The 13,505-nt window shown below is 72.7% G+C and carries 12 protein-coding genes; 7 read left to right on the forward strand and 5 right to left on the reverse strand.

From position 1 onward, the window contains the following. Positions 1-105 precede the first annotated feature (105 nt). Positions 106-1,770 (reverse strand): urocanate hydratase, encoded by a 1,665-nt coding sequence (gene hutU / locus ACZ8ZB_RS13915; RefSeq protein ID WP_470738030.1) that lies wholly within the window; start codon positions 1,768-1,770, stop codon positions 106-108. A 118-nt stretch (positions 1,771-1,888) separates the two neighbouring features. Between hutU and ACZ8ZB_RS13920 the strand changes: the two genes are divergently transcribed. After that, positions 1,889-3,301: a type III PLP-dependent enzyme domain-containing protein gene (locus ACZ8ZB_RS13920; protein WP_470738031.1), complete on the forward strand. Its 1,413-nt coding sequence runs from the start codon at positions 1,889-1,891 to the stop codon at positions 3,299-3,301. Between the two features lie 60 nt (positions 3,302-3,361). On the opposite strand, the gene ACZ8ZB_RS13925 is transcribed toward ACZ8ZB_RS13920, so the two are convergent. Both ACZ8ZB_RS13925 and ACZ8ZB_RS13930 read right to left on the reverse strand, forming a co-directional pair. Next, positions 3,362-3,946 (reverse strand): hypothetical protein, encoded by a 585-nt coding sequence (locus ACZ8ZB_RS13925; protein WP_470738032.1) that lies wholly within the window; start codon positions 3,944-3,946, stop codon positions 3,362-3,364. 114 nt (positions 3,947-4,060) lie between these two features. Beyond that, positions 4,061-4,903, reverse strand: a complete 843-nt coding sequence (locus tag ACZ8ZB_RS13930; protein ID WP_470738033.1) for a MurR/RpiR family transcriptional regulator — start codon at positions 4,901-4,903, stop codon at positions 4,061-4,063. 268 nt (positions 4,904-5,171) lie between these two features. Between ACZ8ZB_RS13930 and ACZ8ZB_RS13935 the strand changes: the two genes are divergently transcribed. Continuing rightward, positions 5,172-6,863 (forward strand): LCP family protein, encoded by a 1,692-nt coding sequence (locus ACZ8ZB_RS13935; RefSeq protein ID WP_470738034.1) that lies wholly within the window; start codon positions 5,172-5,174, stop codon positions 6,861-6,863. Between the two features lie 85 nt (positions 6,864-6,948). Further along, entirely contained in the window at positions 6,949-7,371 is a 423-nt protein-coding gene (locus tag ACZ8ZB_RS13940) for a hypothetical protein (RefSeq protein ID WP_470741478.1), read from the forward strand. Positions 7,372-7,749: 378 nt separating this feature from the next. On the opposite strand, the gene ACZ8ZB_RS13945 is transcribed toward ACZ8ZB_RS13940, so the two are convergent. Next, complete coding sequence (locus ACZ8ZB_RS13945) at positions 7,750-9,138, reverse strand: cystathionine beta-synthase (RefSeq protein WP_470738035.1); 1,389 nt, start codon at positions 9,136-9,138, stop codon at positions 7,750-7,752. Between the two features lie 163 nt (positions 9,139-9,301). On the opposite strand from ACZ8ZB_RS13945, the gene ACZ8ZB_RS13950 reads away from it, so the two are divergent. The 3 genes from ACZ8ZB_RS13950 to ACZ8ZB_RS13960 all read left to right on the forward strand — a co-directional run bounded on the left by ACZ8ZB_RS13950 (position 9,302) and on the right by ACZ8ZB_RS13960 (position 12,829). After that, positions 9,302-10,327: an SGNH/GDSL hydrolase family protein gene (locus tag ACZ8ZB_RS13950; protein WP_470738036.1), complete on the forward strand. Its 1,026-nt coding sequence runs from the start codon at positions 9,302-9,304 to the stop codon at positions 10,325-10,327. Positions 10,328-10,545: 218 nt separating this feature from the next. Further along, positions 10,546-11,766, forward strand: a complete 1,221-nt coding sequence (locus ACZ8ZB_RS13955; protein WP_470738037.1) for an acetyl-CoA C-acetyltransferase — start codon at positions 10,546-10,548, stop codon at positions 11,764-11,766. A 283-nt stretch (positions 11,767-12,049) separates the two neighbouring features. Continuing rightward, positions 12,050-12,829 carry a hypothetical protein gene (locus ACZ8ZB_RS13960; RefSeq protein ID WP_470738038.1) on the forward strand — a complete coding sequence of 260 codons (780 nt, stop codon included), beginning with the start codon at positions 12,050-12,052 and terminating at the stop codon, positions 12,827-12,829. Between the two features lie 9 nt (positions 12,830-12,838). Here the strand turns inward: ACZ8ZB_RS13960 and ACZ8ZB_RS13965 are convergent, their stop codons facing one another. Next, entirely contained in the window at positions 12,839-13,150 is a 312-nt protein-coding gene (locus ACZ8ZB_RS13965; RefSeq protein WP_470738039.1) for a hypothetical protein, read from the reverse strand. A 102-nt stretch (positions 13,151-13,252) separates the two neighbouring features. Here ACZ8ZB_RS13965 and ACZ8ZB_RS13970 point away from each other — a divergent pair, with 102 nt between their 5' ends. Continuing rightward, positions 13,253-13,483 carry a DUF4287 domain-containing protein gene (locus ACZ8ZB_RS13970; protein WP_470738040.1) on the forward strand — a complete coding sequence of 77 codons (231 nt, stop codon included), beginning with the start codon at positions 13,253-13,255 and terminating at the stop codon, positions 13,481-13,483. Positions 13,484-13,505 lie beyond the last annotated feature (22 nt).

The raw sequence follows: 13,505 nt of genomic DNA on the forward strand, positions 1-13,505 counted from the left end.
CGCCGGGGGTGCCGCCCGTGCCTTCCGTGCCCTGGGGGAGGGCGGGCACAGCCGGACCCGCGGGCGGCGACGACGCCTTCGCCCCCACCGGGGGGTCGCCGTCCCTCACGCCGGATCACCCTCACGCATCGGCACCCGCACACCCCGCGAGTCCGCCACCGACTCCGCGATGTCGTACCCGGCGTCGACGTGCCGGATCACCCCCGTTGCGGGGTCGTTCGTGAGCACCCGGCGGATCTTCTCCCCCGCCAGCGCGGTCCCGTCGGCCACCGTCACCTGCCCGGCGTGGATCGACCGCCCCATGCCGACGCCCCCGCCGTGGTGGATCGACACCCACGACGCCCCGGAAGCCACGTTCACCATCGCGTTCAGCAACGGCCAGTCGGCGATCGCGTCGGACCCGTCCAGCATCGCCTCGGTCTCCCGGTAGGGGGAGGCCACCGACCCGCAGTCGAGGTGATCGCGCCCGATCACGACCGGCGCGGTCAGCTCCCCGCTCGCGACCATGTCGTTGAACCGCTCACCGGCCCTGTCCCGCTCCCCGTAGCCCAGCCAGCAGATACGCGCGGGCAGCCCCTGGAAGTGCACCCGCTCCCCCGCCATCCTGATCCACCGGGCCAGGGACTCGTTCTCCGGGAACAGCTCCAGGACCGCCTTGTCGGTCCTGGCGATGTCGGCGGGGTCGCCCGACAGCGCGGCCCACCGGAAGGGCCCCTTGCCCTCGCAGAACAGCGGCCGGATGTACGCCGGCACGAACCCCGGGAAGGCGAACGCGCGCTCGTACCCGGCGAGCTTCGCCTCACCACGGATGGAGTTGCCGTAGTCGAACACCTCCGCACCGGCGTCCTGGAAGCCGACCATCGCCTCGACGTGCCGGGCCATGGACTCACGCGCGCGGGTGGTGAAGCCGGCCGGGTCCTTCGCGGCGGCGTCCGCCATGTCCTCGAAGGCGGTCCCGACGGGCAGGTACGCCAGCGGATCGTGGGCGGAGGTCTGATCGGTGACGATGTCGACGGGCGCGCCCATGGCGAGCAGCTTCGGGAGCAGCTCGGCGGCGTTGCCGAGGACGCCGACGGACAGGGGCCTGCGCCGGTCGCGGGCCTCGACGGCCAGCCGGAGGGCGTGGTCGAGCGAGTCCGCCCTGACGTCCAGGTAGCGGTGCTCGATGCGGCGCTCGATCGCGCGGGGGTCGCAGTCGACGCAGATCGCCACGCCGTCGTTCATGGTGACGGCGAGCGGCTGGGCGCCGCCCATGCCGCCGAGTCCGGCGGTGAGGGTGATGGTCCCGGCGAGGGTGCCGCCGAACTTCTTCGCGGCGACGGCGGCGAAGGTCTCGTAGGTGCCCTGGAGGATGCCCTGGGTGCCGATGTAGATCCAGGAACCGGCGGTCATCTGCCCGTACATGGTGAGGCCGAGGGCCTCCAGACGGCGGAACTCCTCCCAGTCGGCCCAGTCGCCGACGAGGTTGGAGTTGGCGATGAGGACGCGCGGCGCCCACTCGTGGGTCTGCATGACGCCGACCGGGCGGCCGGACTGGACGAGCATCGTCTCGTCCTGCCCGAGGGTCTTCAGCGTACGGACCATGGCGTCGAAGGAGCGCCAGTCCCGGGCCGCCTTGCCCGTGCCGCCGTAGACGACGAGCTTGTCGGGGTGCTCGGCGACCTCCGGGTCGAGGTTGTTCTGCAGCATCCGCAGGGCGGCCTCCTGCTGCCATCCCAGGGCGCTCGGTTCGGTGCCGCGGGGCGCCCGGACGGGCCGGGGTCCTGACATGTCTGCCTCCTCAGCTGCGGATGACTACTGCGGATATTCACATCCTCGCGAGCTGAATAGAGCTAGTCAATACAGGGGCGGGTCGGCGCGGCCGCACGGGGGGTGTTTGGCTGGGTCCATGCGCGCGAACATGGAGAACGCCGAAGGGACGGGGGACGCGGTGGCCCACGACGACGGCCGGGCGGACGAGGTGGACGCGTACGCCGAAGGGCGGGTGGCCCGGCGGAACGAGGCGGTGCGGGCCGCCGTGGAGCAGGGGCTGGTCGACGCCGACACCCCCTTGGCGGCCCTGCTCGACGTGACCGGCATCCGGGAGTCGGCGGCCGGCCTGCGGGCGGCGTTCGACGCGGTGACGGCGCCCGGCACGCCCGTGCTGCACGCCTTCGCGGTGAAGGCGTGCCCGCTGGTGCCGGTGCTGCGGCTGCTGCGGGCGGAGGGCATCGGTGCGGAGGTGGCCAGCCCCGGTGAGCTGGCGCTGGCGCGGGCGGCGGGGGTGGAGCCGGAGCGGACGGTCCTCGACTCGCCCGCCAAGACGCCCGCCGAACTGCGGGAGGCGCTCGCGCTGGGTATCGCCGTCAACGCGGACAATCCGCAGGAACTGGCCCGCCTCGACGCCCTGATGGCGGGGTCCGGCTCCCGCTCGCCCGTCGGCATCCGGGTGAACCCGCAGATCGGCGGCGGCTCCATCGAAGCACTGTCCACCGCCACGGCGACCTCGAAGTTCGGGGTGGCGCTGTGCGACGAGGGCGCTCGGGAATGGGTCGTACGGGCGTATCTGGACCGGCCGTGGCTGACCCGGCTGCACGCGCACACGGGCTCCCAGGGCATCGCGCTGACGATGATGGCGCGGGGGGTGGCCCAGACGTACGAACTGGCGGAGGAGATCAACCGGCGCGCCGGACGCCGGCAGGTCGACACCGTCGACATCGGCGGCGGGCTGCCGGTGAACTTCGCCTCCGAGGCGATCACACCGACGTACGGGCGGTACGCGCGGCTGCTGCGCGAGACGGTGCCGGGGCTGTTCGACGGGCGGTACGGGCTGGTCACCGAGTTCGGCCGGTCGCTGCTGGCCAAGCACGGCACGGTGGTCGCGCGCGTGGAGTACGCCAAGAACGCCGGCGGGCGTCCGGTCGCGGTGACGCACGCGGGCGTGCAGGTGGCGACGCGGACGGTGTACGCGCCGGAGTCGTGGCCGCTGCGGATCGCCGCGTACGACGCGCAGGGGCGGCCCAAGGAGGGCCCGGAGGTCGTGCAGGACGTGGCGGGACCGGCCTGCTTCGCGGGCGACCTGCTCGCCCGGGCGCAGTCACTGCCGTTGCTGGAACAGGGCGACTACGCGGCGGCACTGGACACGGGCGCGTACTACTTCGCCCACCACTACGCCTACAACTCGCTCCCCCGCCCCGGCGTCCACGGTTTCGCCCCGGACGGGGCGGGAGGCGTCGCCTTCGCGACGGTGCGCGCTCCCCAGACGACCGAGGAGATCCTGGCCGAGTCGGGCGCCGCCCACACCGACGCCCTGGTCCCTTAGGGGTCGTGCCGGCTCGCGGCCCCGCCGCGAGCCGGCACAGCCCTCCGGGGGAGACCGGCCTCAGACGAGGGCCGGCGTCCGCCGGCGCGCACCGCCCGGCGACGCGTCGCCCGCCGCGATGCCGGTCGTCCGGTACCCCTTGACCGCCTTGCCGGCCGGCCGCCCCACCCCCGCACGGAGCCAGTCGACGCGTACCCACAGCAGGACCTCGTCCGCCCGCTCCAGCCGCCCGATCCAGGCCGCCTTCAGCCAGAGCCCCACCCCGCACCCGGCGAGCAGCAGACCGCCGGCGGCGGGTACCGCGAACGCCGTGCCCAGCGCGGCGAGGAAGGCGAGCAGCAGCCACCAGCGGTGTCCACGACGCCAGTTGCGGACGGTCACCGCCCGGTCCTGGAGCACGTCGTACCGGCCCGCACGGGCCGTCGCACGGGCCGCCGCGCGATACCGCCCCCGCCGTGCGCACGCCACGACGGCCGCCGCCACGAGGAACAGCGCGGCGCCCGCCAGCACCCCGATCCGGCGCCCCGTCAGCCCCGGCACCAGCACCCCGGCGCCCGCCGCGACCACCCCCAGCCACCACAGCGGCGCGGCTCCGGCCCGTACGACGACGGCCACCCGGGCCAGCCCCTGTCCTCCACGCGTCATGTCCGGCCTCCCGTCCTCCGATTGCCTGTGCATGTCCTGGGGGACCGACGCTAGCGAAGCAAAGTGAGACGAGTCTGAGAACGCGGGCGGACCTGCCCGCCGTCCCGCGTGCCGTCAGTCGACGAACAGCCCGCGCGCCGCCGCCCTCACGTCGAACTCCTCCAGCCGCGCCTGCGCGTCGGGCAGGTCGTCGCACATCGCCTCCAGCAGCACCCGGCCCAGCAGCATCGGCGCGCACGCCGTGTCGAAGGCCAGCCCGGTGCCGACGGCGGCGGGCAGCATCAGGTCGGACACCCCTGCGACCGGCGCGAACGGGGAGTCGGCGACGGTGACCACGGTCAGCCCCGTCTCCCTGGCGCGGGCGAGGGCGTCGACGACCTCGCGGGGATGCCGGGGCAGCGCGAAGCACAGCAGGGCGCTCGCCCCCGCCCGCGCGGCGGCGTCGATCCGGTCGTGGAGCATCGTGCCGCCCTCGTTGAGCAGCCGTACGTCCGGATGGACCTTGGCGGCGAAGTAGGCGAACCCGTACGCCTGGGCCGCCGCGGCCCGCAGCCCCAGCACGGGCAGCGGCCGGCTCCCGGCCAGCACCCGGCCCGCCTGCCGCACCGGCCGGGGATCGGCCAGCACCTCCGCCAGGTGCCGCAGGTTCTCGATCTCGGCCTCGACGGCCTGCTGGTACGCGTTGTACGAGTCGGCCCCCGGCGCCGTCCCGGCGGGCGCGACCTCGCGCAGATGCCGCCGCAGGGCGGGATAGCCGTCGAAGCCGAGGGCGACGGCGAACCGGGTCACGGACGGCTGGCTGACCCCGGCCAGCTCGGCCAGCTCCACGCTGGACAGGAACGGCACGTCGGCGGCGCGCCGCACCATGCTGTGCGCGATGCGCCGCTGGGTCGGCGTCAGCCGATGCCCCTCGAAGAGCGCCTGGAGGCGCGCGGCGGGGCTTTCGGTGCCGCTCATGACCTGACTCCCCCTCGACGCCTCGGACTATTCACCCGCCAAAATTCCTGCATACCGTTATACAGGCACACACGGGGACGCACCGGCCGCGCGTCGCGATGGACGGAGATCGCACACTGTGCCCGTTTCGGCGACAGATCCGGAACTCGACGATTTTGTTACGACGTCACCGCATCCCGAACGGGCCGGATAGCGTAACTCATCGAACAACAGAGCGCCTTGGGACGCAGGCGACCCATGTGGCACCCGACGGAGGACTGGTACAGGCGTGGACGCGCGAAGTCGTGGGCAGGCGGACGGAACCGATCCTGCCGACCAGTGGGTACTCAACCCGGAGACCGGCGAATACGAACTGCGGCTGGACGATCCCGCGGAGCGGCCGGGGGCGCCCCGCCCCCGCAGCGCCCCGCGCCCCGGCCCTGCCGCGCCCGCCCGCGTCCCCGGCCAGCGCGGCCGCCGCGCCGCACCCGCCGCGGAGGACACGCCCGATCCCGGCCGCCGCAAGCGCAAGCCGGGGAGGAGCCGCAAGAGGAAGGCGCTGATGTGGACGGGGGGCGCCCTCGGGCTGGTCCTCGTCGGCGGTTCGGCGTTCGCGTACTACTGGTACGACCGCCTCTCCGGCAACATCGACACCGTCGACATCGGTGGCGTGGGCAGTGACAAGGTCCTGGCGGACGGTCCGGTCAACATCCTGGTCATCGGCAACGACGTCCGCACCGGCGAGGGCAACGAGGCCTACGGCAACCGGACCAACGTCACCGGCCACGCCGACACCACGCTCCTCTTCCACGTGGCCGAGGACCGCACCAACGCGACCGTGGTGAGCATCCCCCGCGACCTGGTGATCAGGATCCCGGACTGCGAGTCCATACAGTCCGACGGTTCCACCAGGAAGATCCCCGGCTCGGCGGTCGCCACCCGGTTCAACGAGTCCTACGGCGTGAACGGCCGCGATCCGGGCTGCACCATGCTCACGGTCGAGGAGATCACCGGCCTCGAGGTCGACCACTTCATGATGTTCGACTTCAACGCGGTCAAGACGATGTCCACCGCGGTCGGCGGCGTCGAGGTGTGCCTGGAGAAACCCCTCAAGGACCTGGACGGCGGTTCCGGGCTCGACCTTCCGGCAGGGGAGAGCAGGATCCAGGGCGAGGAGGCGCTCTCCTTCCTCCGCAACCGGCACGGTCTGAAGAACGAGAGCGACCTGGACCGGATCGAGATGCAGCAGAAGTTCGTCGCGTCGATGCTCCGCCAGCTGAAGGAGGACACGCTGGGCAGCCCGTCGAAGATGCTCGACGTCGCCGACGCGGCCACCAAGTCCCTCACCGTGGACAAGGGCATAGGCAGCCCCGGCAAGCTGCTCACCCTCGCCAGGGAACTCGGCAAGATCGACCTGAAGAACATCACCATGATGACCCTGCCGGTGAAGGACAACCCGGCCGAGCCCACGCCCGTCACCGTCGTACTGGACCCGGCCAAGGCCCCGAAGGTCTTCAGCATGCTGCAGAACGACGTCTCCTTCACCGAGGTGAAGAAGAAGGAGAAGAAGGCCAAGGACAAGCAGGCCGAGCTGCTGGAGGGCGCACGGGCCGAGACGTCCGAGATCCGCGTCGACGTCTTCAACGGCGGCGGCCCGGACGGCGCCGCACAGGACACCCTCGCCTGGCTGCAGACCGGCGAGGGCGTGGGCAGGTCCACCAACCGGGGCAACGCCCCGGCCGAGGTCGACAAGACCCGGCTGGAGTACGCGCCGAACCAGGCCGGCCAGGCCCGCAGGCTCGCCGACCTGATGGGCCTGCCCGCCTCCGCCATGAAGCCCGGCACGAAGGACGCCGACGCGACGACCCCGATGACGCTCACCCTCGGCCCCGACTTCACGGAGGCCGGCGTCCCCATCGCCCCGCCGAAGAAGGTCGACGTCGCGCAGTCCCGGGCCGACGAGAAGATGTGCAAGAAGTGACGGCCCGGCGAACCCGAGGGCGAGAGGGGGGTTACCCCCAGTGCCACCGGCCCCGCGCCTCCCTACCGTGGGGCGCATGACCGGAATGGACGCGCGGGACACCGAGCTGAAGAAGGATCTGGACGCCTCCCTGCGGGCCCGCAGGGAGCTGGGCGAGGAGTACGAGTCCGCGCTGGTCGACTCGTTCCTGGAGAAGGTCGATCAGCGCATCGACGGCGCGGTGGAGCGCCGGGTGCGCCGGCAGTTCGCCGAGCAGCAGATGACGGCGGCCCGGGACTCGCGGTCGCCGAAGGCCACGGACACCTGGGGCGAGCGCTTCGGCTTCGGCATCGTCTCGCTGGTCCTGGCGGTGCCGCTGTCCGCGATCGGCGGAGGCGTGGGCAACCTGCCCGGTCTGGTGGCCGCCTGGCTGGGCATCGTCGGCGTCAACGTCGTCCAGGCCGTCCGCACCAACCCGGGCCTGTTCGGCCGCCGCGGGCCGGCCCGGGACGGCGACTGGGACGACTGAGGCCGAGTTGCGCGGGGACCGCCGCACCCCCGTAGCCGGGGGGCGGGACGACGGCGGTCCCCGCGGGGGACGCGCGCCCGTTGAGGCAGGTCGCGCGTCCGAGGCGTCCATGGAGGTCCGGGAGCCGCTCCGGAGGTCCTTCGACGCCGTTCGGTCGCCGGCCGGAACGGGGAGCCTCCCCAGTGCTCAAAGCCTGGGTGGTACCCCCGCCGTCCCTGCCGACACCCACCAATGTGCCGGACCCGTGTTAAGCGAGTGCTGCGCGGACGTGACGCCCTCGTACCACTTCCGCGAAGTCCACGAAGATCGTCAGCGGGCCGGCGCCCGGCCGCTCACGCCGGGTTCGCCGGGTTCGCCGGCGGTTCGCCCGGCGCCCCGTCACTTCCCGGTCTCGGCGAGGAAGGACAGCAGGTCCTGGCGGCTGACCACACCGGTCGGCTTGCCCTCGACGAGGACGATCGCCGCGTCCGCCTTGCCCAGGACGGCCATCAGGTCCGCGACGGGCTCACCCGAGCCGACCTGCGGCAGCGGCGCGGACATGTGCTTCTCCAGCGGGTCGTCGAGCGAGGCGCTCTTGCTGAACAGCGCGTCCAGCAGCTCCCGCTCCACCACCGAGCCGACGACCTCGGCGGCCATCACGTCCGGGTGACCGGCGCCCGGCTTGACCACCGGCATCTGCGAGACGCCGTACTCGCGCAGCACCTCGATGGCCTGGCCGACCGTCTCGTCGGGGTGCATGTGGACGAGGGAGGGGATGTGGCCGCCCTCCTTGTCGTTCAGGACGTCGGCGACGCGGGCGCTGGGGCCGGCGTCCTCCAGGAAGCCGTAGTCGGCCATCCACTCGTCGTTGAAGATCTTGCTGAGGTAGCCGCGCCCGCTGTCCGGCAGCAGGACGACGACCACGTCGTCCTCGCCGAGCCTCGAGGCCACCTCCAGCGCCGCCACGACCGCCATGCCGCAGGAGCCGCCGACCAGCAGGCCCTCCTCCTTGGCGAGGCGGCGGGTCATCTGGAAGGAGTCCTTGTCGGAGACGGCGACGATCTCGTCCGCGACGTCACGGTCGTACGCGGTCGGCCAGAAGTCCTCGCCGACGCCCTCGACCAGGTACGGCCGCCCGGAACCACCGGAGTACACGGAGCCCTCGGGGTCGGCGCCGATCACCTTCACCCGGCCGTCACTGGCCTCCTTCAGGTAGCGCCCGGTCCCGGAGATGGTGCCGCCGGTGCCGACGCCGGCCACGAAGTGGGTGATCCGCCCCTCGGTCTGCTCCCACAGCTCGGGGCCGGTGGAGTGGTAGTGGGAGAGGGGGTTGTGGGGGTTGGAGTACTGGTCGGGCTTCCAGGCCCCCGGCGTCTCGCGCACCAGCCGGTCGGAGACGTTGTAGTAGGAGTCGGGGTGCTCGGGCGCCACGGCGGTCGGGCAGACGACGACCTCGGCCCCGTAGGCCCGCAGTACGTTGATCTTGTCCGTGGACACCTTGTCCGGGCAGACGAAGATGCACTTGTAGCCCTTCTGCTGGGCCACGATGGCGAGCCCGACCCCGGTGTTTCCGCTGGTCGGCTCGACGATGGTGCCGCCGGGCCTCAGCTCCCCGCTCCGCTCCGCCGCCTCGATCATGCGCAGGGCGATGCGGTCCTTCACGGAACCGCCCGGGTTGAAGTACTCCACCTTGGCCAGGACGGTCGCCCTGATGCCCTGGGTCACGTTGTTGAGCCGCACCAGCGGGGTGTTGCCGACGAGGCTGATCATCGAGTCGTGGAATTGCACCGTTGTCTCCGGATGCTGCAAAAGGGGTGGTCGTGGTGGTCCTGCCAGCCTAGGCCCTCGCCGGTCCGAACCCGGCCGGGTCGTTCACTCCGCGTGAGGATTGGAGCACGGTCCGTACGGGGCAAGCACTGGGTGTACGGGTTCGAGGAGGTGGCGGCGAGGCATGACGGGCTTGTCGAGGGCGAGGGTGGCCCGGCGGATCGCGGCCGGCGCGGCGTACGGCGGCGGGGGGATCGGTCTGGCCGGGGCGGCCACCGTGGGGCTCCTGATGGCCGAGGCCCAGCTGGCGCGACGCCGCGTGGGCAACGGCACGTCCCCTCACGTGCCGAACGCGGACGGGTTGTACGGCGCGGCGCACACGGTGCCGGGTGAGCCGGCGCTGCGGCTGACGATGCTGGGCGACTCCACGGCGGCCGGGCAGGGCGTGCACCGGGCCGGGCAGACGCCGGGCGCGCTGCTGGCGTCGGGCCTCGCGGCGCTCGCGGAGCGTCCGGTGGGGCTGAGCACGGTCGCGGTGCCCGGGGCCTGTTCCGACGACCTGGAGCGGCAGGTGACGAGAGCACTGGCGGATCCGTCCCGGGTGCCCGACATCTGCGTGATCATGATCGGCGCCAACGACGTCACCCACCGCATGCCGCCCGCCCGGTCCGTACGCCATCTGTCCGCGGCGGTACGACGGCTGCGGACGGCCGGTGCGGAGGTGGTCGTCGGCACCTGCCCCGATCTCGGCACGCTCGAGCCGGTACGGCAGCCGCTGCGCTGGCTGGCCCGCCGGGCCTCCCGGCAACTGGCGGCGGCGCAGACGATCGGGGCCGTCGGGCAGGGCGGGCGCACGGTGTCGCTGGGCGATCTGCTGGGGCCCGAGTTCGCGGCGAACCCGCGCGAGCTGTTCGGGCCGGACAGCTACCACCCCTCGGTGGAGGGGTACGCCACTGCCGCGATGGCGGTGCTGCCGACGGTGTGCGCGGCGCTGGGGCTGTGGCCGGCGGAGGAGGAGCGGCCGGACGCCGCCCGCCGCGAGGGGTTCCTGCCGGTGGCCCGGGCGGCGGCGGAGGCGGCGGAGGAGGCGGGCACGGAGGTCACCGCGGCGATGCCGGCGGGTTCGCGGGGGCCGTGGGCCCTCCTGAAACGCCGCAGGCGCCGGCGGGTCGCGGAAACGGAGCCGGAGCGGTCGGCCCAGCCGTCGTAGGGGGCGGGTGCGGGCGTCGTCACCGCGGGCGGTCGCGCAAAAAGCAAGCGCTTAGACAGTTGCGGTCCATGTCACATCGCGTCACCCGTGACCCCGCCCGTACGGCCGGGTAACTTCCCAGGAAGTCCCGCACCGACCCTCCGGTACGCCCTCCCGTCGTTCGTCCACCGCCCCTCGACGAGGCGCGCCACGCGCCACCCCTCACCTCTGGAGCCGTGATGCCCGAAGCCGTGATCGTCTCAGCCGCCCGTTCCCCCATCGGCCGCGCCTTCAAGGGGTCCCTGAAGGACCTGCGCCCGGACGACCTGACCGCCACGATCATCCAGGCCGCCCTCGCCAAGGTCCCCGAGCTGGACCCGAGGGACATCGACGACCTGATGCTCGGCTGCGGACTCCCCGGCGGCGAGCAGGGCAACAACCTCGGCCGCGTGGTCGCCGTGCAGATGGGGATGGACCACCTCCCCGGCTGCACCATCACCCGCTACTGCTCGTCCTCGCTGCAGACCTCCCGCATGGCCCTGCACGCCATCAAGGCCGGCGAGGGCGACGTGTTCATCTCGGCCGGCGTCGAGACGGTGTCCCGCTTCACCAAGGGCAACTCCGACAGCCTCCCGGACACCCACAACCCGCTGTTCGCCGAGGCGGAGGCCCGTACCGCCGCCGTCGCCGAGTCGGAGGGCTCCTCCTGGCACGACCCGCGCGAGGACGGCCTGGTGCCCGACCCGTACATCGCGATGGGCCAGACGGCGGAGAACCTGGCCCGCCTCAAGGGCGTCACCCGCCAGGACATGGACGAGTTCGGCGTCCGCTCGCAGAACCTCGCCGAGGAGGCCATCAGGAACGGCTTCTGGGAGCGCGAGATCACCCCGGTGACGCTCCCCGACGGCACGGTGGTCGCCAAGGACGACGGTCCCCGCGCCGGCGTCACCATGGAGGGCGTCCAGGGACTCAAGCCGGTCTTCCGCCCGGACGGGCTCGTCACCGCCGGCAACTGCTGCCCCCTCAACGACGGCGCCGCCGCGCTCGTCATCATGAGCGACACCAAGGCCCGCGAACTGGGCCTGACCCCGCTCGCCCGCATCGTCTCCACCGGCGTCTCCGGCCTCTCCCCCGAGATCATGGGCCTCGGCCCGGTCGAGGCGAGCAAGCAGGCACTGGGCCGCGCCGGCCTCACCATCGACGACATCGACCTGGTCGAGATCAACGAGGCGTTCGCCGCCCAGGTGATCCCCTCCTACCGCGACCTCGGCATCCCGCTGGAGAAGCTGAACGTCAACGGCGGCGCCATCGCCGTCGGCCACCCCTTCGGCATGACCGGCGCCCGCATCACCGGCACGCTCATCAACTCCCTCCAGTTCCACGACAAGCAGTTCGGCCTGGAGACGATGTGCGTCGGCGGCGGCCAGGGCATGGCGATGGTCATCGAGCGCCTCAGCTGACCCCCGGAGTGCGGGCGTACCGTAGTCATGGCGGTACGTTCCGTGAGGCCATGGCCCGGACCTCCGGACCTTCCGGGGGCCGGGCCGATCCGTGATCCAATCTCCCCCAGGATGTGACCTATCTCCCCGATAGCGGGGATTCACGCAGGTCAGGGCGGGGTCCCTGCCGGGTGCGCCCTCAAGGACCCGTCCGTTTCGTGACGTTACGCACTGACAGATGGTTAGTCCACCCTTCAAGCTGATGTAGGAAGTCGGGGGACGCCTTTGAACCGGGAGTACGTCAGTGAGCGCCATGCCGATCGCCCTGCTGATCACCACGGCCGCCACCGGCGCCGTGGGCGTCGCGGTCCTGCGCAGCATCATGGTGCTGCGCCGACAGGTCGCGGCCCTGCACACCGCGCTGGCCGAGAGCCGCGCCGCGACCACGCGCGCGCACGTGCCGTCCGCCCGTACGGCCGGCGCCGACGAGATACGCGCCGCCGTGACGGAGGCGCTCGCCGAGGAGCGGGAGCGCGAGCTCGCCGAGGCGCGGGCCTTCTGGGCCGCCCAGGAGGCGCGTGACGCGTCCGACGCGCCGTCCCTGCTGGGTCTGGCCGACAGCGAGCTGTTCCTGCCCCGGCAGGCCGATTTCGTGGGTCTGGAGCCGGTGGGTGAGCCGGGCGCGGACGCCGAGGAGCACTCCGGGGACTCCCCGGAGCTGGCCGCGGCCCGCCGCCGTCACCCCTCGCACCCGGACTTCGTCCCGAACCCCTCGCCGGTCGTGAACGACCACGAGCGCACGGTGGCCGCCCTGGAGGAGCTGGCCGCCGCCCGCACCGAGCTGACCGACGTCCGTCCGGGCCCGCTGGGCACCCTCGACGTCTACGTCTTCGCCGACGGGACGACGCTGTGCATGACGCCGGGCCACCGCGAGACCGCCGAGCGCCTGGCCGCGGCCCTGCGCGCGGGCGAGACGCCCTTCCTGCTGGGCGGCTCCGGCGTCTCGGGCGCGTACGCGCTGACGTTCTCCTGCGGCGAGGAGAACGTCTACATCCTGGCGGACCGCGTCATCGCCTCCCTCTAGGGACGGCGGCTACACACCCGCGCGCCCGCGCGCCTCCTCCACCAGTCGCACGGCCTCCCGCACCTCGTCCTCGCTCCTCAGCACGAGGGCCAGGTCGTGTCCGGCGACGGTGATCTGGTCGGCGGCGGCGAACATGCCCGCGTCGGGCATCTCCCGGGGCTCGGTGCCCGGCTCCTCGACGAGCTGGGTGCGCCGCGCCAGCTCCCTGGCCAGGGCGAGCGCCTCGGCGGCTCCGCCCCGCTGCAGCCTGCTCTGCGGCGCGGCCCGCAGGCGGTCGGCGAAATGATCCACGGCACGGGTGAAGGGCGTCGTATCAACCACGCGGCGAGCGTACGCGGCGCGGCAGGACTGTTGCCAACGGGCGGACGCTCGGGCACGGTGACCTGAAGGACCGGCTCACACCCCATCCGTACGGAGGCGCCGATGTCCCAAGTCTTCTCCGCAGAGACCCATCGCAACCTGCTCGCCCGCATCCCGCGCTGCACCGGTCGTGAGATCTCCGACTGGCTGCGCACCGTCGAAGAGGGCCCGGCGCTCCTCCGCTTCGAGGAGAAGGTCAGCTGGCTCCGGCACGAGTACGACCTGGCGTACGGCCACGCCAAGGCGATCGTCCACGAGTACGACCTGAGGAGGGCCGCGCGCAAACTGCTCTGACGCGCGCGGACACGACGAAGGG

This window comes from Streptomyces sp. 12E (assembly GCF_055633275.1).